A 20,708-nucleotide genomic window follows, 5' to 3' on the forward strand; every position below is an offset into this window, starting at 1 on the left:
CGGGCGCAGGAAGGGCCCCCGATCACCGGGGGCCCTTCCTGAATCGCAGGGCGTACCCCCATGACGCTCTGCGATCACCAGCCCGTGAGCTGCCTACCGTCCAGCGACCCGGCCGGACAGATCTGTATGAAGTGACGTATCGGTGTCCAGGACCAGGGCGAGCTGAGGCAGTTTGACCACAGGCTCCGGTGTGATGAGCCCGATCCACCACGACACGAAGCTGCTCCATGCAGCCCCGAGTGCCGTGATCACGTTGACCACTGGGTTTGGCATCCTTTGCGCTCCTTGTCGATAAAGGGGTGCTGGTTCCCCCCGCCCCTCTACGGACCGGGCTCGCCGGGCCGTGGGGGGGCGGGGCGCTCCAGTACTCCTCCTAGGCGCGCGGGGGCTCGTAGCCGAGATGCCGGAACTTCCCCTGTCGGTAGGCCCTGTTGACCTTCCGCACCGCCCGGTACTTCGCCTGCGCGACAGCCCTGACCGTGGTCGGCGGGTCGAGCCACTCGGCAACGACGGCGTTGTCCTCGCCGAGCACCTGGGCCACGACATAGACCTGGGCCTCCTGCCTGGTGAGAACACCGGACTCGATGACCCCGCGTGCGGCTTCGACCAGCTCGGTGTTGTGCAGCATCATGCTGTCGAGCTGCTGGTCGTCGTGCTGCCGCTGCCGCAGGACATCCAGCGTCTCGTCACCCACCAGCACCTCGATCGCGGCCCGCAGCCTGCCCAGTGCCTTGGTCACGCAGCTGTTGAGGTACGGGTCCAGGTCGTCGACCGGGCCATGCCTCACCAGCCTGCGTTCAAGACCGACGAGGATCTTCTGCCACATGTCCTCCGCCATCGGCCGGCCGGCCTTCCGGGCCATCCGCGCGACATGCCTCCCGGACTGCTCCACGGCGCGCGCCAGCTGGTCGCGCGTCTCGTCCGAGTGTCCACGCGGCGCCCCGGCGGCGATGGGCTCACGCTCTTCGGTCGTCGTCCGCACAGGTGTTTCGAGGGATGCTGAGCTCTCGCCGCGCATCTCTTCGGGCATCTGGTGCTCCTGAGTCGAATTGAATCGGTCACCCACCTCCAGGCGGGACGACCCGTCTCCATCACCAAAGCCGGCACATTTTCACCCCGACCAGTCCCGCCGGAGACCCCGCCCAGGCCCGCCTCCGGCCCCCGGCACCCCCCGGTAAGCGCAATCAGAGGTGTCACTCCGCGTTCACTGCCGCAGACTGCAGACAGAGAGTCGGCGAAAGCTGACAGTTCGCAGCAAGGCCGGGCAATCCACCCGGCCCTCCCTCGTCGCAGTGGAGGCGGGAGCCTTGATACCGAACAGCCGTCCTCGGATCCGTTGGGCCGTCCTCCTGGCCCTGCTCACCGTCGGGGCGCTGGCGCTCGCCGCCTGCTCCACCGGGTCCGGCGGCGGCAGCGGCGGTACGAAAACCCCGCAGCCCACCAGCACGAGCACGCCCCGGGCCAGGCTCACGACCACGCCCGGGGACGGGGCCAAGAACGTCGGCATCAACACCGGTGACATCCGGGCCGCCGTGCAGAACGGCACCCTGACGTCGGTCACCCTGACCAACCAGAACACCGGCAAGGCCGTCACAGGTGCGATGGCCGCGTCCAAGGTGTCCTGGCGGCCGGCGAAGGGCCTGGAGCGCGGCACGCCGTATGTGCTCACCGCGAAGGCCAAGGACCCGGGCGGCAAGACCCTGGCGAAGATCGCCCACTTCACCACCGTCTCCGAGGGCAACTCGGTGATCGCCTTCTTCACCCCCGAGCCCGACACCAAGGTCGGTGTCGGTATGGAGGTCTCCTTCAACCTCGACAAGCCGGTGAAGAACGAGAAGGCCGTCGAGTCGGCCGTCACCATCACATCGAGCGGTGGTGAACAGGCCGTCGGCCACTGGTTCAACCCCCAGCGGCTGGACTTCCGGCCGCGGGAGTACTGGACGCCGGGGTCGGTCGTGAAGGTGCGGCTGAAGCTGGCCGGGGTCAAGGTCTCCCCCGGGGTGTACGGCGTGCAGGACAAGACGTTCTCGTTCACCGTCGGGCGGTCGCAGATCTCCACCGTGGACGCGGCGAAGCAGTCGATGACCGTGGTGCGCGACGGCAGTCCGCTCAAGACCATCCCGGTCTCCAGCGGCTCCCCCGCGCACGGCACGTACAACGGCACGATGGTGATCTCGGAGAAGTACCAGCAGACCAAGATGGACAGCACGACGGTCGGCCTGGGCAGCGAGTACAACATCCCGGATGTGCCGCACGCGCAGCGGCTGACCCGTTCGGGGACCTTCATCCACGGCAACTACTGGGCCGCGCCGAGTACGTTCGGCTCGCAGGCCACCAGCCATGGGTGCGTCGGTATGCGGGACGCCCAGGGGGGTACGGACACCTCCACCCCGGCCGGCTGGTTCTACACCAACTCGCTGATCGGTGACGTGGTCATCGTGAAGAACTCCGCGGGCGGCGGCCAGGTCGCCCCCGACAACGGCATCAACGGCTGGAACCTCCCCTGGGACAAGTGGACGGCCGGCAGCGCGCTGAAGTGACGGCACCGGGCCCGCCCCGGCCCCGCCCTGGCGGCGCCGGGGCGGGGCCGGTGGTTTCGCTCCGTTTCCGAGCCCTGCCCTACGGGCGATTCGAGGCGTATGCCCGGGCGAGCGAGGTCCAGATCTTGTCCGAGACGGTCGGGGAAGGCTCGTCGCGGTTGGTGAGGACCACCAGGGTGGCCCCGTGCCCGATGTCCGTGTACGAGCTGGAGGTGAAGCCGCCGAAGGTGCCGGGGTGGCCCTGCCACGTCACACCGTCGACGACGGTCCTCTCGGTGGCGAGACCGTACGTCGAACCGGCGGCCAGCGCCTGCTTCGTGGGCCGGGTCATCTCGTCGACCGTGGCGCGCTCAAGCAGCTTGCCGCGCGTGAACAGAGCGTCCAGGACCTGGGCGGCGCCGAGAGCGGTCCCGGCGAACGAGCCGTCGCCGAAGGGGAATCCGAAGGCGTCGGTGGGCACTCCGGTGGCGCCGTAGGCGGTGTTGTAGTCCTGCAGGCCGAGCCCGTCCGTCAGCGGATGGTATCCGTGGGCGAAGTGGCGGAGTGTGGTGCGCGCGTACCGGTCCTGTGTGATCCGCTTGCCGTTCTCCGGCGCCACGGATCCGGCCGCGCTGAAGAACCTGGCGATCTGCTGCTGGACCGCGGCCCGGCCGCCGAGCCTCTTCACCAGCACCTGCAGGAGCACGATGAAGTTGGTGTCCTGGTACTCGTAGCGTGCGCCCGGCTCGGCGGGCTGGTGGATGCCGGCGTTCAGCTGGGCGAAGGTGAAGGGTGTGTCCGGCCGGTAGCGGTTGGGCCCGGTGCCGGGCGGCGCGCCTTCGGTGCCGGGCGGGAACAGCGGACTGACCTGGGGGTCCGCGTAGACGTTGTCGTAGCCGGTGGTCTGGGACAGCAGCATGCGCAGGGTGATGCGGTGCGATCCGGCGACGGCGTCCCCGACGTACGTCGAGATCGGTGTATCGAGGTGCAGTTCGCCCTTCTCGACCTGGTGGAGGGCGAACACCCCCAGGAGCAGCTTGCCGAAGCTGCCGTAGTTGAAGAGCGTGCTGTCGTCCACCGGCACCGCTGGGTGGATGTTGTTGACGGCCGTGCCCCGGTCGGCGGACCAGACGAGGCGGCCGTGCCGGAGCAGCACCGCCTGCACGCCCTGGCCGGGTGAGTCGGCGGTGGCCTTGGTGAGCGCCGCGTCGAGTGCCTTGTTCAGGGTCCCGGTCCGCTCGACCGCGCCGGGGTGCGCCGACGGCCGTGCCGCCGAGGCCGGCGGGCCCGCGGCGGTACCGGCGATGCCGAGTACCGCGATGGTGACCACTGCTGCGGATGTGCGCCAGATTTTCGCCTGCATGTCAGCCCTCAATCCTGGTAGGCGTGTTCGGGTTCCGTCTCGCTCGGCTGGAGGCGGGAGTGGTGACGGCTGTAGAGCAGGTACACAGCCGTCGCCGCGACCATCCATCCGGCGAACAACAGGTAGGTGTGGGTGGGGAGTTTGCAGATCAGGTAGATGCAGAAGACGGCGGAGAGCACCGGGACGACGGGGTAGCCGGGCACCCTGAAGCCGCGCGGCAGGCCGGGTGCGGTGCGGCGGAGGATCAGCACGCCGCTCGCCACCACGGTGAAGGCCACCAAGGTGCCCATGCTGGTGAGGTCGGCCAGCTCGTCCAGGGGGACGGCCGCCGCCAGGGCGGCGACGAGCACGCTGACCGCGACGGTCCCGGCCACCGGGGTGCCCGAACTCGGGCGTACGCGGTGGAAGAGCGCGGGCAGCATGCCGTCGCGGCCCATCGTGTACAGGATGCGGCTCTGGCCGTACAGCACGACCAGCACCACGCTGACGATGGACAGGACCGCTCCGGCCGACAGCAGCGCGCCCGGCCAGCTGTCCCCTGTGACCTGGGTCAGGATCGCCGAGAGGCCGGCTTCCTGGCCGCGGAACGCGCGCCAGGGCTGCGCGCCGACACCGACCAGCGCCACGAGTACGTACACCGTGGTGATCACCCCCAGCGAGCAGATGATGGCCAGCGGCAGCGTGCGGCGCGGGTTCTTGACCTCCTCCCCCGCGGTGGACACGGCGTCGAGGCCGATGAAGGAGAAGAAGACGGTGGAGGCCGCGGCGCCGATGCCCGCCATGCCCATGGGCGCGAAGGGGTGCAGGTTCGAGGAGTGGAAGCCGGTCACGGCGAGCGCCACGAACAGGGCGAGCACGGCGAGTTTCACCAGCACCATCACGGTGTTGACGACGGCCGACTCCTTCGCGCCGCGGACCAGCAGGAGACAGCAGAGCAGGATCAGGACGGCGCCCGGCAGGTTGACGTAGCCGCCGGCTCCGGGCGGGGCGGCTATCGCGGACGGGATCCGGAAGCCGAACAGGCGGTCGGTGAAGTCGTTGAGGTACTGGCCCCAGCTGACCGCGATCGCCGCGCCGGAGACCGCGTACTCCAGCAGGAGACACCAGCCGACCGCGTAGGCCGCGAACTCGCCCAGGGTGGCGTAGGCGTAGGAGTACGAGGAGCCCGACACGGGGACGGCGGAGGCGAGTTCGGCGTAGCAGAGGGCCGTGAGCGCGGCGGTGATCGCGCCGATGACGAAGGAGACGATGACGGCCGGTCCGGCTTCGGGGACGGCGGAGTTCAGCACGAAGAAGATGCCGGTGCCGATCGTGGCGCCGATACCGATCATGGTGAGCTGGAACGGGCCGACGGTGCGCCGCAGTTGGCCGTTCTCGGCGTCCTCCTGGAATGAGGCCAGAGGTTTGCGCCTGAGGAGCTGTCTGCGGATGGGCGAGGCAGGTGGCATGGGAGGAGCACCTCTCGGATGCAGGGATCAGCCGGGCGGGGTCAGGGCAGGTCACGGCGCATCAGATCGTCGTAGGTCTCCCGACGGACCACCGCACGGGAGTGGCCGTCGCGGCAGAAGACAACGGGTGGGCGCCGGGCGCCGTTGTAGTTGTTGCTGAGGGAGTAGGTGTAGGCGCCGGTCGCGGGGACGGCGATCAGATCGCCGGGCCGCGGGTCCCGGAGGGGGACGCCGGCGCTGAGGGTGTCGCCCGACTCGCAGTGGCGTCCGACCAGCGTGCAGGGCTGTCCGCCACCGACCCGGGTGGCGACGGTGGCCTCGAAGCGCTGGCCGTACAGCGAGACTTCGAGGTTGTCGCCCATGCCGCCGTCCACCGCGACGAAGGTCGTCCCGCCGGGCTTGACGGTGACGGCCCGGTAGAGGGAGACGCCGGCTTCGGCGACGAGGGAGCGGCCGGGCTCGATCAGGAGCCGGGCGGCCGGGGGCAGCAGTTCCCGCGCGGTGTCCACCAGGGCGTCCAGGTAGTCCTCGACGCTCGGCGGGTCGTCGCTGTAGGTGTAGCGGGCCCCGAGCCCACCGCCGAGGTCGTAGACGGCGAACTCGCCGAGGCCGGCGATGGCCTCCACGGCCTGTTTGAAGGGCTTGGTGTCCATGATCTGCGAGCCGATGTGCACATGCACGCCGTCCAGCCGCAGCCGGTCGCTCCCGCCGAGCCGTGCGACGGCCCGGCGGGCCTGGGGCAGGGGCAGGCCGAATTTGCTTCCGGCCTGCCCGGTGGAGATGGCCGCGTGGGTGTCGGGCCGTACGTCGGGGGTGACGCGGACCAGTACGCCCTGTGCGCCGCCTGCGGGCACGATGCGTTCGAGGCGGTCGATGTCGTCGAAGTTGTCGATGACGATCAGCCCGGCGCCGGCGTCGACGGCCAGCCGTAGTTCCTCGTCCGTCTTGGCGTTGCCGTGCACCACCAGGCCGGCCGGGTCGGCTCCGGCCGCCAGCGCCAGGGTCAGTTCGCCTCCGCTCGCCACGTCCATGCCCAACCCCTCCTCCGACAGCAGCCGGTAGACGGCGGTGCACGGGAACGCCTTGGAGGCGAAGGTGACCCGCGAGTGGGGCCACCGTGCGGCCAGGCCGTCGGTGTAGCGGCGGGCACGCTGTCGCAGCGCGTTCTCGTCCACCAGCAGGGCCGGTGTTCCGTAGGTGCCGGCCAGCTCTTCGACCGGGCACCCCCCTATCATGATCTGGCCGTCCGGGGTGAGGCCGGTTCCGGGCGGGAAGAGGCTGAGCAGGTCGTTCACAGGGGGCCTTCCGGACGCGATGGCGTGCTTCTCCGCTCTCCAGCGGTGCACACCATGCTGAGCCGGACGCCCCGGCCGGTCTTTGGCGAATCCGCCTAAGGTTCGGCCATGACGCGCATGAAATCGCCCATGGGGGAAGGGACCAGCGAGGAGCTGTTCGCCCTGGCCACCGCCATCGCCGCCGTGGTCGGCGGATCGGTCGCCGTCGAGGATCTGGACCGCCGGGTTCTGGCCTACTCGACGCTGCCCGACCAGCTGATCGACGACCTGCGGCGCGAGGGCATCCTGAACCGCCAGGTCCCCGACGAGCCCAGACAGCTGCGTCAGTACCGTTCCGTGCTCGAAGCGCGGGGGGTGGTGCGGCTGCCGCCGCTGGCCGAGGGTGAACTGCCCAGGGTCGCGGTCGCGATCCGGGCCGGCGATCTGCCGCTGGGCTCCATCTGGGCGATCGACGGCCCGCAGGGGCTCGACTCCGCCGGTGAACAGGCGTTGCTGGACGGGGCGCGCCTGGCCGCCCTGCACATGCTGCGCCGCCGCAGCGCCGCCGAACTGGACCTGCACGCCCGGCAGGAGGCCCTGCGGGGCGCTCTGAACGGAAGCGGCTCCGCGGCCGAGGCCCGGTTCCGCCTCGGTCTGTCCGACCGGCCGCGGTTCACCCTCGTCGGACTCGCGCCTCTGCGCGTGGCGGGCAGGCAGTCACTGCCCGTGGTCAGGCTCGGGGTGTCCGCCGTGCGGCACTTCGCCGCCGTGGACACCGAAGCAGCGGTCACCACCCTGGGCCGGACGGTGTACGTACTGCTGCCTGAGCTGTCGGCGGCCGCGGTCAGGCGGCTGGCCGAACAGGCCGCCACCGCCCTGTCCCGGCCGCGGGACACCCCGCTGCGCGGGGCGATCAGCAGAAGCGAGATCGCCCCCGAGCAGCTCCCCGCCCTGCGCTCGGAAGTGGACGACATCCTCCGGGTGACCACGACCGACCCCGCCGCCCCGCCCGTCGCCGCCCTCGAAGACACCCACGCCCGTGTGCTCCTCGCGCACGTCGGTGACACCCTGGCGCGCGAACCCCGGCTCCGGCATCCCGCCATCACCGCGATGCTCGAACACGACCGGGAGCAGCACACCTCGTACGCGGCCACCGTGCTGGCCTGGCTGGACGCGGTCGGCAACACCGGCCGGGCAGCGGACGGCCTGGGCTGCCACCCCAACACCCTCAAGTACCGGCTCGGACGGGTGCGGGAGCTGTTCGGACTCGACCTGGACCACCCCGATGACCGGCTGTCCTGCTGGCTTCAACTGCGCCTCGGGACAGAACGCTAGGGTTTCCCTGTGGGGATAACAGAGAGCGTTCGGCTGCGCGCCGCAGGAACCGCATGGTCCGTCCAGCCCGCCGCCCGGTGGTGGTCGGTGCCGTTGGTGGCCACCGGCTGCGTCCTGCCGCTGTACGCGGTGTGGGCCGCGCTGCTGGCCACCGGGGGCGGGGACCTGGCGGCCCAGTTCGCCTGGGCCGGTTTCGCGTCCCGGCATCCGGCGTCGGCGTACAACCTGTTCTGGTACGGCGGGATCCATACCGCCAACTACAGCCTGCTGACGCCGTATCTGATGGCCGGGCTCGGGGCCAGGACCGTCTCGGTGCTGGCGGGGCTCGGCGGGACCTGGGTGCTGGGCTGCCTCGTCGTACGGACCGGCGTGCGGTGGCCGCTCGGGCCCGCGGTGCTCGGGGCGCTCGCGCTCTGGTGCAACGTCGCTTCCGGGCGGACCACCTTCGCGGTGGGGGTGGCCGTCGGGCTGCTCGCCGTGCTGTGGCTGGACCGCAGGGTCGCGGCGCCGGTGTGTGCGGCGCTGGCGACCATGGCGAGTCCGGTCGCCGGTCTTTTCCTGGTGGTCCTCGCGGGTGCGCTGCTGCTCGACCGGCAGTGGCGCAGGGGGCTCGCTCTGGCGCTGCCGCCGTTCGTGGTGGTCGGTGCGACCACGCTGGTCTTCCCGTTCCAGGGCGAGATGCCGATGGCCGCCGGGAAGCTGTGGATGCCGCTGGCCGCGTGCGCGGCGCTGGGGATCGCCGCGCGGCACCGGGTCACCCGGTACAGCGCGCTGGTGTACGGGGCCGGCGTCGTCCTGACGTATCTGATCCCCTCTCCCATCGGGACGAACGTGGAGCGGCTCGTCGGTCTGGTGGGGCCGGTCGTGCTGCTGGTCGCGGTACTCGCCGAGCACACCCGGGTGCGGCGCGCCGTGCTGATCGCCGCGCTCTGCGTCAACTGTTACTGGCTGGCCGACAAGACAGCCGATGACCTGCGGGTCTCCACCACGGTGCCCTCCTGGGCCGCCGATACGAAGGGGGTCGTCGCCGCACTGGACGGGCTGCGCGCCGACCGCACCCGGGTCGAGGTGGTGCCCGCCCGCGACCACCGCGAGGCCACGGTGCTCGCCCCGCACGTGAACATGGCCCGCGGCTGGAACCGCCAGCTCGACGTGGAGCGCGGGCGGCTCTTCTACGACGGTTCGCTGACCGCGGACACGTACCGGGCCTGGCTGGACCGGTTCGCCGTCGGGTACGTCGTCCTGCACGACGGGCGCCCCGACGGCCCGGCGGAGGGCGAGGCCGCTCTCGTACGGTCGGGCCCGCACTGGCTGACGCCGGTCTGGCACGACGCCCACTGGCGGATCTTCCGGGTCAGCGGGGCGAAGCCGCTGGTGGAGGCGCCGGCGAGCGTGGTCAGCGGCGGGGACGCCCGGCTGGTGGTGCATGTGCCGCGGCCGGGGACGGTGACCGTGAGGGTCGCGTACTCGCCCTGGCTGCGGGCGAGCGACGGCGGGTCGTTGCACCGGCGCGGGGAGTGGACCGGGCTGACCGTGCGGCACCCGGGCGACTACCGGCTCGGCTCCGGGTACCGGGCGCTGCTCGGCTGAGCGGGCCCGTCCGGAGCGAGCCGGCCGTACGTCAGATCGTCGCGGTGTCGATCACGAAGCGGTAGCGCACATCGCTGCTGAGCACGCGCTCGTACGCCTCGTTGATCCGGTCGGCCGGGATCACCTCGATCTCCGCGCCGAGGCCGTGCTCGGCGCAGAAGTCGAGCATCTCCTGGGTCTCGCGGATACCGCCGATGCCGGAGCCCGCGAGGGTCTTGCGGCCGCCGATCACGGAGAACAGGTTGAGCGAGACGGGCTCCTCGGGGGCGCCGACGTTGATCATCGCGCCGTCCGTCTTGAGCAGGCTCAGATACGAGTCGAGCGGGAGCGGCGCCGAGACCGTGGAGACGATCAGGTCCAGGGTGCCCCGCAGCTCGTCGAAGGTCTTCGGGTCGCTGGTGGCGTAGTAGTGGTCGGCGCCCAGCTTCAGCCCGTCCTCCTGCTTGCGCAGCGACTGGCTCAGCACGGTCACGTCGGCGCCCATCGCGTGCGCGATCTTGACGCCCATGTGTCCGAGACCGCCCAGGCCGACGATGGCGACCTTCTTGCCGGGGCCCGCGTTCCAGTGGGCGAGCGGCGAGTACGTGGTGATGCCGGCGCAGAGCAGCGGCGCCGCCACATCGAGCCCGATGCCCTCGGGGATGCGCAGGGTGTAGTTCTCGTCCACGACGATGTGCGTGGAGTAGCCGCCGTAGGTGGGCTCGCCCTGCTTGTCGAGGGCGTTGTACGTGCCTGTGTTGCCGTTGGCGCAGTACTGCTCGAGGCCGGCCTTGCAGTTGTCGCACTCCCGGCAGGAGTCGACCATGCAGCCGACGCCCACCCGGTCGCCGACGGCGAACTTGGTGACTCCGGGGCCGACCTCGGCGACGATTCCGGCTATCTCGTGGCCGGGGACCATCGGGAAGATGCCCTTGCCCCAGCCCTCGCGCGCCTGGTGGATGTCGGAGTGGCAGATACCGGCGAACTTGATGTCGATCAGTACGTCGTGCTCGCCGACCGGCCGGCGCGGCACGGTGGTGCGCTCCAGCGGGGCCTTCGGGGTGGGGGCGGCGTACGCGGCGACGGTGGTGACGGTCATCCGGAAAGGTTCTCCTCAGAAATGGGGTGGTTCTTCCACCCTGCCTGATGGTCCGGGTTTCACACATATCCGGCCGTCTCCCTGCTGTGCCTACGCTCACTGTGCGTACTACTGGCAGGGTCAGGATGTTCCGCGTACGACCACGGATACTGGTGGCATGGACCAGCGTGCCGAACTCAGCGAATTCCTCCGTTCCCGCCGGGCCCGCCTCCAGCCGCAGGACGTGGGGCTGCCCGCTCTGGGCAGGCACCGCAGGGTCCCCGGGCTGCGGCGCGAGGAGCTGGCGCAGCTCGCCGGGGTGTCCGTGGCGTACTACACCCGGCTCGAACAGGGCCACGGCTCGAATGTCTCCAGCGACGTGCTGGACTCGGTGGCGCGGGCGCTGCGTCTTTCGGACGCGGAGTGGGCGCATCTGACGCATCTGGCGGGGCCGAGGCCGCGGAAGAAGCGGGCGGCGGCGGCCAGGTCCCAGCGGATGCGGCCCGAGATCCAGCATCTGATGGACGCGATGGAGGGGGTGCCGGCGTACGTCCTGGGGCGGCGGATGGACATCCTCGGCTCGAACCGGCTAGCGCGGGCGCTGTTCGGCGACTTCACGGCGCTGCCGCCCGAGGAGCGCAACATGGCGCGGATCGTCTTCCTCGACCCCAACTCCCGTGATCTGTACACCGAGTGGGAGTGTGTGGCGGCCGAGATGGTGAGCTCGCTCCGGCTGTTCGCGGGCTGCTTCCCCGACGATCCGCAGCTGTCCGCGCTGGTGGGCGAGCTGTCGGTGAAGAGCGACGAGTTCCGGGTGCTGTGGGCGGCACACACCGTGCGGGACAAGGGGCACTGCGTCAAGCGGCTGCACCATCCGCTGGTGGGTGAGCTGAGGCTGGCGGCCGAGGCGCTGAACCTCCCCGGCGACCAGGACCAGAGCCTGATCACCTACCACGCCGAGCCGGGGTCCGACGCCGTGGAGACCCTGCGGCTGCTGGCGTCCTGGGGCGTGGACGAGGCACCGCACCTCAGCCGGTAGGCCCGTAACCCGCGGGCAGGGGGTAGCCGGGTCCCCGGTGCGGCCGCCCCCTGTGCGGCCGCGCCGTTCCCGCCGTACAGCCCGCCCTATGCGGCGGCCGCGTTCTCGGTGATGGTGACCTTGCCCTTGCGGATGGTCGCGAGCCGGGGCGCCCTGCGGGCGAGCGCCGTGTCGTGGGTGACCATGATGAAGGTCAGCCCGTGCTCCTTCCAGAGCACTTCGAGCACCTCCATGATCTCGTCGCGCATGCCCTCGTCGAGGTTGCCCGTCGGTTCGTCGGCGAGCAGCACCTTGGGGTTCTTGACCAGCGCGCGGGCGATGGCGACGCGCTGCTGCTGGCCGCCGGACATCTCGGACGGGAGGTGCCCGAAGCGCTCGGCGAGGCCGACGGACTCCAGGGCGTCGGCGGCCCGGCCGCGCCGTACGGACGGCTTGAGGCCGAGCGGGACCAGCGCCGTCTCGACGTTCTCCTGTGCGGTGAGCGTCGGTATCAGGTTGAAGGACTGGAAGACGAAGCCGATGTTCTCCGCGCGCACCTTGGTGAGCTTGGCCTCGCTGAGCTTCCCGAGGTCCACCCCGTCGAGCACGACACTGCCCTCGGTCGGCCGGTCGAGGCCGCCGAGCATCTGGAGGAGGGTGGACTTGCCGCCGCCGGTGGGGCCCTGGATGACCAGCCGGCCGCCGTCCTCGATGGTCAGGTCGACTCCGGCGAGTGCGTCGATGGTCTTCTTGCCGCGCTGGTAGCGCTTGCTGACTCCGCTGAGTTCGTACATGGGACGGGTCTCAACTCCTGCTGTACGGAAAGGGGAAGGGGGTACGGCCGGATGGCGCGGCCGGTGAGGCGGCCGGGGCCGCGCTACTCGACACGGCGCAGGGCGTCCGCGGGGCGCAGCCGTGCGGCGCGCCAGCCGCCGAAGCCGCCCGCGATGAGCCCGCCGGCCACCGCGAGTGCGACCGCGATGCCGATGGTGGAGACCGAGACGGGCGCGGTGAGCGCGATGTCGAGTGCCTTCGACGCGGCCTGCCTGCCGCCGCCGAAGCCGGCCCGCATGCCGCCACCGAAGCCACCGCCGCCGAAGCCGCCCTGTCCTCCGCCGCCGGTGGAGCCGACCGACGCGGAGAGGGTCGGGCTGATGGCGGTCACGATGTACGCGCCCGCCAGCCCGAGCGCGATCCCGATGACACCACCGAGCAGCCCGTTGACCAGCGCCTCACCGACGACCTGGCGGGTGACGCGGCCGCTCTTCCAGCCGAGCGCCTTCAGTGTGCCGAACTCCCGCACCCGGCGGCTGACGGCCGACGAGGTGAGCAGCCCGGCCACCAGGAAGGCGGCGATGAGGACCGCGATCGACAGCCACTTGCCGACGTTGGTGGCGAGGTTGGACGCGGTGGAGAGGGACCCGGACACGGTGTCCGCGAGGTCGGCGGATGTGGTGACCGTGGTGCCCGGCACGTTCTTCTGGATGGCCGCCTTCACGCCGGAGATCTGCTGGGAGCCGGTCGCCTTCACGTACACCGTGGTGACCTTGTCCTTGGCACCGGCGAGCGTCTGCGCCTGCTTCAGCGGCAGATAGAGGTTGGCGGCCGCGTCCCCGCTGTCCGGGGTGGCGACGCCCACGATCTTGTACTTCACCGACTTGACCGTCACCGTGGAGCCGGTCTTGAGCTTCTTCTTCTTGGCGTACGAGGCGTCGACGACGGCGACCTCGGCATTGCTCTCGGCACTGGTGAAGGTACGACCTGAGGTGATCTTCGACGAGGTCAGCGGGCCGATGCCGAGATGGGCGACGTCCGTGCCGTACACGGTGTACGAGTCGACGTCGAAGTTGGCGCCGCCGCCCTGGACCTCGCCCTGCGGGGCCCCGCCGCCGGCACCCCGGCGGCCGGTGGCGGAGCCGCCGCCCGACCGCTGCTTGAACTCACCGCGCTTGAACTGGCCGTCGACCTTGAGCACGTTCAGGCTCAGTCCGCCGACAGCGCTGGAGACACCGCTCTGCTCGCCGACCTTGCCGACGGTCGCCGACGACAGGGTCTGGAAGCCCTGCACCGTCACCCGGTCGCTGCTCTGCTTCGAGTCGTCGCCGCTGCCTTTCGCACCGAACTGGAACTTGGGCCGGGCGTTGCCCCCGGTGGTCCCGGCGGGAGCCTCGGCCTTGGTGACGGTCATGTCCGTGCCGAGGCCGTACAGGGACTGCAGGACCTTGTCCTGCGCCTGGCCCATCCCGGCGGAGACCGAACTGACGACGATGACCAGCGCAATACCGAGGGCGAGCCCCGAGGCGACGACGAGCGCCGCCTTTCTGCGGCGGCGCAGCTCGCGCCGGAGGTAGGTGAAGAACATGGGGTGAAAGTAGGACCCGCCTGTGATGGCGGGATAAGGCCGGCGTGAGAGCGGGATGAGAAGGGCCCGCCCGGAGCGCGGTGTTGAGCGGCGCGGGACCCGCGGAAGAGCGCGGAGGACGGGACTCCGCGCTCTGTGCCGTCAGTTGTGGCCGGACCCGCCGGTCAGCCCATGCTCTTGGCGCCGTCGATCGACTCGCGGAGGATGTCGGCGTGGCCGGCGTGCTGGGAGGTCTCCGCGATGAGGTGCAGCAGCACCCGGCGGGCCGACCACCGTACGCCGGGCTCGAACCAGGGGGCCTTCGGCAGCGGGTGGGAGGCGTCCAGGTCGGGCAGGGCGGCGACCACTTCTTCGGTCCGGCCCGCCACATCGGCGTAGTCGGCCAGCACCCCCGCGAGCGTCTCACCGGGCAGCAGCCGGAACTCGTCGGCGCGGCGGGCGAAGTCGTCCTCGGTCATCGAGGCGAAGTCCATCATGGCCGAGGGGCCTTCCTGGATGAAGCCCAGCCAGTTCCGCTCGGCCGCGGTGACGTGCTTGATGAGACCGCCCAGACACAGCTCGCCTGCGGTGGACCGCAGCCCGGCCTGCTCGTCGGTGAGGTCGCGGGTGGTGAAACGCAGGAAGTACCGCTGTTTGGCCAGCGTCTCCAGCAGCTCGGCGCGCTCGCCGGTGACATCCGTGGAACCAGCCGGGTCGCGGGGCGCGGGCTCGTTGACGATCATGGTTTCTGCCTTCTCTCGGTCTTTTCCCCCTGGGCGAGGAACACGCTAGAGGCGATCTAGGTCAGCGGCTGGCCTTTATACGCGACGCACCGGGGGTATCCGGGCCGCACCGGCCGCCGGAACGCGAACGGCGGCCCGTCCGCGGGGGACGGGCCGCCGTTCGTGCAAGGCGGGGCGGGGTGGGCCAGAGCCTGTCAGGCGGCCGAACCGGCCTTCCAGGCCGACCAGTTCAGGTTCCAGCCGTTGAGGCCGTTGTCCGGCTGGATCGTCTTGTCGTGCGAGTTCTTCACCACGACCACGTCACCGATCAGCGAGTGGTTGTAGAACCACGCGGCCGAGGTGTTCGGGTCGTTGGCGCCCTTGGTGTCGGAGAGACCGACACAGCCGTGGCTGGTGTTCGACGAGCCGAAGAGCGACTTGGCGCCCCAGTAGTTGCCGTGGATGAAGGTGCCGGAGCTGGACAGCCGCATGGCGTGCGGGACGTCCTTGATGTCGTACTCGCCCTTGCCGTCGGCGTTGGTGAAGCCGACCGTGGAGCCGTCCATCCGGGTCTGCTTGTACTTCTCCGAGATCACCATCTGGCCGTTGTACGTGGTGTGCTCGGGGGAGCCGGCCGAGATCGGGATGGTCTTGATCGTCTTGCCGTCCTGCGTGACCTTCATCGTGTGCGCCGCGGCGTCCACGATGGAGACCTGGTTGCGGCCGATCTTGAAGCTGACGGTCTTGTCCTGGACGCCGGTGACGCCGCTGGCGCCCTCGACCCCGTCCAGGGCCAGCTTCATGGTGACGGTCGACCCTTCCTTCCAGTACTGGTCGGGGCGGAGGTCGAGCCGCGTGGAGCTGAACCAGTGGCCGACGACCTGCTGGCCGCTGCTCGACGTCACCTTGACGGCGTCCTCGACGGCCTTCTTGTTGGTGATCGGCTTGTCGAAGTTGATCGAGACCGGCATACCGACGCCGACGGTCGAACCGTCCTCGGGCGTGAAGTTGCCGATGAAGCTGTGGGCGGGCGAGACCGTCGTGAACGACGAGTTCTCGTGCGCCTGACGGCCCTGGGAGTCCTTGGCCGTGACAGCGATCTTGTACGTGGTCGAGCGCTCCAGCGGGGCGTCCGGCTTCCAGCTGGCGCCGTCGGCCGAGATGGTGCCCTTGACGGTCGTGCCCGTCGAGCTGGTCATCGCCACCTGGGTCAGCTTGCCCGAGGTGACGGAGACCTTGGCGTCCTTGTTGATGCCCGCGTTGTCGGCGCCGCTCTTGGGCGTGATCGCTATTCGGGCGTCGGACGTGTCCTTCGCCGCGGCCGCGTCGACCGCACTCTGCGACGACTTCTTCGCACCGTCCGAGCCGTCGGCCTTGCTGTCGCCACCACTGCAGGCCGACAGCACCAGTACGCCGCCGAGCAGAGCGGACGCAGCCATCAGGCTCTTGCGCCGCCTACTTTCCGTCATCACACGCTTCTCCATCGTTGCCGAATACCCCGAAAATCCCCGAGCAGGTCACCTTGAGCGCCGTGACTGTGTGCCCGCACTGCCCTTTAAGAACATCTGTACTGATGTGTCGGTTCCACATCCGGTGAAGATGTGTGAAACAACACGTGCGGTTCTGGAAGCTCCCGGCCTCCCGGAGTGCCGTTCCGCACTCCGGGATCCCGTCCCGCTTCCCCGTGGACGCCTTGCCGCACAACGGAGTTACACGGTCACGTCCGCATCGTCATCGTCGCCGGGCTCATCTTCCTCGTCCAGGTCCCATTCAAGCGAATCGGGGTCGTAGTCGATCTGTTCGCTCGACCACCCGGCCTGGACGAGTTCGACGCCCGGCACCTCGCCGAGCAGATCGAGCGGGTCGACCAGGTGGGCGACCGCTTCTGCAGCGTCTTCCCTGACAGCGGCCTCGGCATGCGTACGGTCCTCGCCGAGCATGCCGGGCTGGACGCCCTCGGCGTCGTCCGCGATCCGTTCGAGCGCGGCCTCGCAGAGCGCGGGGGCGTCGTGCACCTCCATCACCAATTCGACCTTGAGACGTACATAGCGGGATTTTTCTTCGATGGTCATGCGACGGAGCGTAAGGCTCCCGGCGCCTGTGGCTTTCCTGCGACCCGCTGCTTTCACCGGTGCCGTCGCCGCGGCACTATCATCGGCGCGCACGGGCGCCAATTCAGGTTTGCAGCAAGGGAGATCGATCCTGTGTCAGCTCGCCGGCCACTGTTGACCGCCGTATCGGCGGGGGCCCTGCTCTGTGCCCTGTGGTTCGTACCGTCGGCGCACACCACCGACGCCCGGCGGCCCGGCGCCCCCGCGCACACGGGGCAGCGGCACACCACCGCTCTCCCGGCCGCGGACGGGAGAGCGGACACCACCGGGTACGTGGTCGGCGGCTCGCTGTTCCTGGGGCTCGGCGCGGCCTCGGTCGTCTACGTCGGCCGCCGGACCCACAGCGGCTGACCGGGCCTGCGGGCCGCCTCCTGCACGACGCGCACGACACGTACAAGACAAGACGCGCAGGACAAGACGTACGGTCACGCGTCCGAGGCGGGCCGCTTGCCCCGCAGCCGGCGGCGGTCGCCGGACGGCGGAGGCGTGTCGGCCAGCCGCATCACCGCACCGTCCCGGCCCGCCACCACCGGCTTCACCGACCTGGCGGCTTTCGCCCGGTACTGCGCGGCGTCCGCCAGCCGGAACAGCCTGCGGGCGGATTTCAGCCGGCCGATCGGATCGCCCGTGGACGCGACCCCGCAGGCCACCCCGTCCCCCAGCTCCAGTTCGCCCGCCCGTACGCAGAGCTCGTCGGCGACCGCGATCACCGCGTCCGCCGAAGGCCCCACGGAGAGCAGACAGAACTCGTCGCCGCCGAGCCGCGCCGCCAGCGCACCCGGCAGCATGGCGCCGCAGACCGAGAGGACCGAGCCGAAACGCTCCAGGAGGCGGTCGCCGACGGCGTGCCCATGGGTGTCGTTGACCCGCTTCAGACCGTTGAGGTCGCAGACCACCAGGCTGACGACCGTCCCGTCGGTCAGGAAGCGGTCCACAGCGGCGTCGAGCCCGATATCGACCGCGCGCCGGTTGGCGAGCCCGGTCAGCGGGTCCGTGAAGGCCAGCTTCCTGGCCTCCTCCAGGCGCTCGGTCTGCGCGAGCCCGGCGGCCACCACCGCGGCCAGCACCGTCGCGAAGTCCGCGTCCGCCCGGTCGAAGACCGGCGTCCCCACCGGCCTGGCCACATACAGCTCGCCCCAGGCCCGGCCGCTCAGCACTATCGGCGCCACCACACAGCTGCCCCGTCCCCGCCTGCGCAGTGCGGCCACCCGCTGGTGGCAGTAGCCGGCCGATGACTCGGCGGGCCCGTCGGCCGTCTCGACCCAGGCGTTGGGCTCACCGCCGCTCGCCCACCGCTCGTGCAGGAACTCGGCGATCTCCGGGAAGTGGTTCACCGGATAGGTCTCGGCGTCGGGGAACTCGGCCTCGTCCTCGACCCGCTCCCCCACGTTGGCGAGCACCTTGAGCCGCCCCAGCTCCCGCTCCCAGACCGACAGCGCGGCGAAACTGCCGCCCAGCGCCTCGCACGCACCGAGCGTGGCCGCCCGCCAGGACGCACGCGGCGTCTGCGCCGACGCCATGGCCTGTGCCAGCGTCACCACGGCCCGCAGCCGCACATCGTCACCCATTGCATCAGCTTAAGGACGATGTGCGGCTTTTGAGTAGTTATACGTTACAGGCAGTGACAGACAGCCGTACGGGCCTGTCCCCCGCGGGCCCTCACTCGCCGGGCCACTGCGGCTTCCGCTTCTCGTTGAACGCCGCCACGCCCTCGGCGCGGTCACCGGAGAAGGCCACCGACCGCCAGGCCGCGTCCTCGACCTCAAGACCGGCGCGCAGATCGAGCCCGTGCCCCAGCCGCAGCGCCCGCTTGGCCGCCCGCAGCCCGACCGGCGAGTTGGCCGCGATACGGCCCGCGAGCTCCAGGGCTCCGGTGCGGGCGTCGTCGGCCAGGATGTCGACGAGGCCCAGCTCGCGCGCCTCGGCCGACTCCACCCGCCGGGCGCTGAACACCAGCTCGGCCGCGCGGGCGGCGCCGACCCGGCGCGGCAGCAGCTGCGTACCGCCGCCGCCGGGGATCACCCCGACCGACACCTCGGGCAGACCGACCACGGCGGTCCCGTCGGCGACGATCAGATCGCAGGAGAGTGCCAGCTCGAACCCGCCGCCCAGCGCGAAGCCGTGCACGGCGGCCACGGTGGGCATCGGCAGCTCCAGTACGCCGGTGTACGCGGCGCGCGCGGTGGGGCGCTGGCGCACCAGCTCGGCGTCCGTGAGGGAGTTGCGCTCCTTGAGGTCGGCGCCCACGCAGAAGGCCCGGTCGTGGGTGGAGGTCAGCACCACGGTCCGCGCCGACGGGTCGGCGGCCAGCGCGTCGCAGGCCGCCGCGATGGACCGGGCCATCGCGGTCGACACGGCGTTCATCGCCTTGGGCCGGTCCAGGACCAGCTCGGCGACATGGCCGTGCCGGCGCACGGCGACGTACTCGCCGAACCGCCGCTCGTCCGCGGCGCCCGTTCCAGTATCTGAGATTTCTGAGGTCATCCGGGCACGATAGGCCGCGGACCGTACGGGCGTCAGCCCCCGGCGGCGGCCGGCCCCGCACGCCGGAGCGCATCACGCCGTACGGCAACCGGAGCGCGTCACGCCGTACCGGCCTGCCCGGTCCCGTACGCCCGGCCCCGCCACGTCACGTCACGTCACGTCACGGCACGGCACGGCACGGCACGGTCAGGTCGTACGGCGGGTGAGCAGCCACGGCTCGACCACGCCGAGCCCGCGCACCGGCCGCTGCCACATCGGCTGGAGCGCGAAGCGGTAGACGGGCGGCTCCTCGCCGTCCTTCTCCGCGCGCTCGGTCTCGGCCGCGGCTTCCGACTCGGAGACCGGGGCGTCACCGTGGCGCCCCAGTTCCTCGGCGAGCGCGCCGTCCACCAGGACGGTGTCCTTGGGCGCTATCGAGGTGAGCCTGGACGCCAGGTTGACCGTCGTGCCGAACACATCACCCATCCGGGTCGTGACGGTGCCGAAGGCGATTCCGACCCGCAGTTCGGGCATGGTCTCGTCGTTGCTCATGGTCTCGATGAGCCGCAGCGCGATCTCGGCGGCCGTCCCGGCGTCGTCCGCCGCGTACAGCACCTCGTCGCCGAGGGTCTTGATGAGCCGGCCGCCGTGCGCGGCGACCAGGTCGGCGCAGGTCGTCTCGAACGCCTCGACCAGCTCGCCCAGCTCCTCCTCCTCCAGGCGCCGGGTCAGCCGGGTGAAGCCGACGAGGTCGGCGAAGCCCACCGCGAGCCTGCGGTCGACCATCTCCTCGTCGTCCGCGGCCTGCACGACCCGTCCGGTGGCGGCCGCCAGCTGGCGCCGCCACACATAGCGCAGGAACTCCTCCAGCTCCGGCAGCAGCAGCTCGACCAGCGGGTAGGTGACCTCGGTGCGGGTCATCCCCGGCTCGGGGGGCTCGGTGAGCCCGGCCAGGAAGGAGTCGATCTGCCATTCGGCGAGGCGGGCGGTGGTCTGGCCGGTCGACCGCGCGACCTGGACGGCCATCGGCTCGCTCAGCAGCCCGGCCTCCACGAGTCCGGCGAGGCGGCGCAGCGCCAGCACGTCCGCCTCGGTGAGCGCCTTGGCCTGGCCGATGTCAGGGAAGCCCATGGCCCGCCAGAAGCGGGACGCCAGCTCCATCGAGACTCCGGCCGTACGGGCGGCCTGGAAGGGCGTGTAGCGGCGGTCGGCGCCGAGGATCAGCTGTTCGAGACGGATCGCGAGCGGATCGTTGGTCGGCTCCGCGGTGTGATCGACCTCATGGTGGGGGGTGCGGTACGGAGAGAAAGGGGGCTCCTCGTCCGCGCCCGACGAGATGTTGTCGACGGTCACCTGCCGCCTCCTGCCCATTCCCTGCGCACTGCCCTGCCGATCTGGCCGACGCTCCGTGCTGATCTGCCCGCGGATCGCCTCAACCATACGGCAGGTGTGCCGTAGCTCACGTGC

The 20,708-nt window shown here is 70.8% G+C and carries 19 protein-coding genes; 5 read left to right on the forward strand and 14 right to left on the reverse strand.

Going from position 1 to position 20,708, the window contains the following annotated elements:
- Positions 1 to 93 precede the first annotated feature (93 nt).
- Both OG510_RS13235 and OG510_RS13240 read right to left on the reverse strand, forming a co-directional pair.
- Positions 94 to 273, reverse strand: coding sequence for a hypothetical protein (locus OG510_RS13235; RefSeq protein ID WP_406136966.1), 180 nt, complete (start codon positions 271 to 273; stop codon positions 94 to 96).
- 100 nt (positions 274 to 373) lie between these two features.
- On the reverse strand, positions 374 to 1,030 hold the full coding sequence (locus OG510_RS13240; protein WP_406136967.1) for a hypothetical protein: 657 nt from the start codon (positions 1,028 to 1,030) through the stop codon (positions 374 to 376).
- Positions 1,031 to 1,307: 277 nt separating this feature from the next.
- Here OG510_RS13240 and OG510_RS13245 point away from each other — a divergent pair, with 277 nt between their 5' ends.
- A complete protein-coding gene (locus tag OG510_RS13245; protein ID WP_406136968.1) occupies positions 1,308 to 2,540 on the forward strand; it encodes an Ig-like domain-containing protein in 1,233 nt (410 codons plus the stop codon).
- A gap of 79 nt (positions 2,541 to 2,619) precedes the next feature.
- Here the strand turns inward: OG510_RS13245 and OG510_RS13250 are convergent, their stop codons facing one another.
- The 3 genes from OG510_RS13250 to lysA are packed head-to-tail and all read right to left on the reverse strand — an operon-like array spanning position 2,620 to position 6,625.
- Positions 2,620 to 3,882, reverse strand: coding sequence for a serine hydrolase domain-containing protein (locus OG510_RS13250; protein WP_406136969.1), 1,263 nt, complete (start codon positions 3,880 to 3,882; stop codon positions 2,620 to 2,622).
- A gap of 8 nt (positions 3,883 to 3,890) precedes the next feature.
- Positions 3,891 to 5,330, reverse strand: a complete 1,440-nt coding sequence (locus OG510_RS13255) for an amino acid permease (protein ID WP_406136970.1) — start codon at positions 5,328 to 5,330, stop codon at positions 3,891 to 3,893.
- A gap of 41 nt (positions 5,331 to 5,371) precedes the next feature.
- On the reverse strand, positions 5,372 to 6,625 hold the full coding sequence (gene lysA, locus OG510_RS13260) for a diaminopimelate decarboxylase (protein WP_406136971.1): 1,254 nt from the start codon (positions 6,623 to 6,625) through the stop codon (positions 5,372 to 5,374).
- A 108-nt stretch (positions 6,626 to 6,733) separates the two neighbouring features.
- On the opposite strand from lysA, the gene OG510_RS13265 reads away from it, so the two are divergent.
- Complete coding sequence (locus tag OG510_RS13265) at positions 6,734 to 7,939, forward strand: PucR family transcriptional regulator (protein ID WP_406136972.1); 1,206 nt, start codon at positions 6,734 to 6,736, stop codon at positions 7,937 to 7,939.
- A gap of 87 nt (positions 7,940 to 8,026) precedes the next feature.
- On the forward strand, positions 8,027 to 9,529 hold the full coding sequence (locus OG510_RS13270) for a hypothetical protein (RefSeq protein WP_406142382.1): 1,503 nt from the start codon (positions 8,027 to 8,029) through the stop codon (positions 9,527 to 9,529).
- Positions 9,530 to 9,560: 31 nt separating this feature from the next.
- Here OG510_RS13270 and OG510_RS13275 read toward each other — a convergent pair whose 3' ends face one another.
- Positions 9,561 to 10,607, reverse strand: a complete 1,047-nt coding sequence (locus OG510_RS13275) for an NAD(P)-dependent alcohol dehydrogenase (protein WP_406136973.1) — start codon at positions 10,605 to 10,607, stop codon at positions 9,561 to 9,563.
- Positions 10,608 to 10,764: 157 nt separating this feature from the next.
- Between OG510_RS13275 and OG510_RS13280 the strand changes: the two genes are divergently transcribed.
- Positions 10,765 to 11,625 (forward strand): helix-turn-helix domain-containing protein, encoded by an 861-nt coding sequence (locus OG510_RS13280; protein ID WP_406136974.1) that lies wholly within the window; start codon positions 10,765 to 10,767, stop codon positions 11,623 to 11,625.
- Positions 11,626 to 11,711: 86 nt separating this feature from the next.
- Here OG510_RS13280 and OG510_RS13285 read toward each other — a convergent pair whose 3' ends face one another.
- The 5 genes from OG510_RS13285 to OG510_RS13305 form a co-directional block, all read right to left on the reverse strand.
- Positions 11,712 to 12,398: an ABC transporter ATP-binding protein gene (locus tag OG510_RS13285; protein WP_406136975.1), complete on the reverse strand. Its 687-nt coding sequence runs from the start codon at positions 12,396 to 12,398 to the stop codon at positions 11,712 to 11,714.
- Positions 12,399 to 12,481: 83 nt separating this feature from the next.
- Positions 12,482 to 13,966: an ABC transporter permease gene (locus OG510_RS13290; RefSeq protein WP_406136976.1), complete on the reverse strand. Its 1,485-nt coding sequence runs from the start codon at positions 13,964 to 13,966 to the stop codon at positions 12,482 to 12,484.
- 164 nt (positions 13,967 to 14,130) lie between these two features.
- Complete coding sequence (locus tag OG510_RS13295) at positions 14,131 to 14,688, reverse strand: DinB family protein (protein WP_406136977.1); 558 nt, start codon at positions 14,686 to 14,688, stop codon at positions 14,131 to 14,133.
- 194 nt (positions 14,689 to 14,882) lie between these two features.
- Complete coding sequence (locus OG510_RS13300; RefSeq protein WP_406136978.1) at positions 14,883 to 16,151, reverse strand: Ig-like domain-containing protein; 1,269 nt, start codon at positions 16,149 to 16,151, stop codon at positions 14,883 to 14,885.
- 225 nt (positions 16,152 to 16,376) lie between these two features.
- Positions 16,377 to 16,739 (reverse strand): hypothetical protein, encoded by a 363-nt coding sequence (locus tag OG510_RS13305; RefSeq protein ID WP_164264721.1) that lies wholly within the window; start codon positions 16,737 to 16,739, stop codon positions 16,377 to 16,379.
- Positions 16,740 to 16,871: 132 nt separating this feature from the next.
- On the opposite strand from OG510_RS13305, the gene OG510_RS13310 reads away from it, so the two are divergent.
- Positions 16,872 to 17,129 carry a hypothetical protein gene (locus OG510_RS13310; RefSeq protein WP_406136979.1) on the forward strand — a complete coding sequence of 86 codons (258 nt, stop codon included), beginning with the start codon at positions 16,872 to 16,874 and terminating at the stop codon, positions 17,127 to 17,129.
- Positions 17,130 to 17,203: 74 nt separating this feature from the next.
- On the opposite strand, the gene OG510_RS13315 is transcribed toward OG510_RS13310, so the two are convergent.
- The 3 genes from OG510_RS13315 to OG510_RS13325 form a co-directional block, all read right to left on the reverse strand.
- Positions 17,204 to 18,346 (reverse strand): diguanylate cyclase domain-containing protein, encoded by a 1,143-nt coding sequence (locus OG510_RS13315; RefSeq protein ID WP_406136980.1) that lies wholly within the window; start codon positions 18,344 to 18,346, stop codon positions 17,204 to 17,206.
- A 91-nt stretch (positions 18,347 to 18,437) separates the two neighbouring features.
- Positions 18,438 to 19,262, reverse strand: coding sequence for an enoyl-CoA hydratase/isomerase family protein (locus OG510_RS13320; RefSeq protein ID WP_406136981.1), 825 nt, complete (start codon positions 19,260 to 19,262; stop codon positions 18,438 to 18,440).
- 186 nt (positions 19,263 to 19,448) lie between these two features.
- Complete coding sequence (locus OG510_RS13325; protein WP_203599741.1) at positions 19,449 to 20,612, reverse strand: adenylate/guanylate cyclase domain-containing protein; 1,164 nt, start codon at positions 20,610 to 20,612, stop codon at positions 19,449 to 19,451.
- Positions 20,613 to 20,708 lie beyond the last annotated feature (96 nt).

The organism is Streptomyces sp. NBC_01089, from assembly GCF_045162975.1.
In the GTDB taxonomy this organism is placed as follows: domain Bacteria; phylum Actinomycetota; class Actinomycetes; order Streptomycetales; family Streptomycetaceae; genus Streptomyces.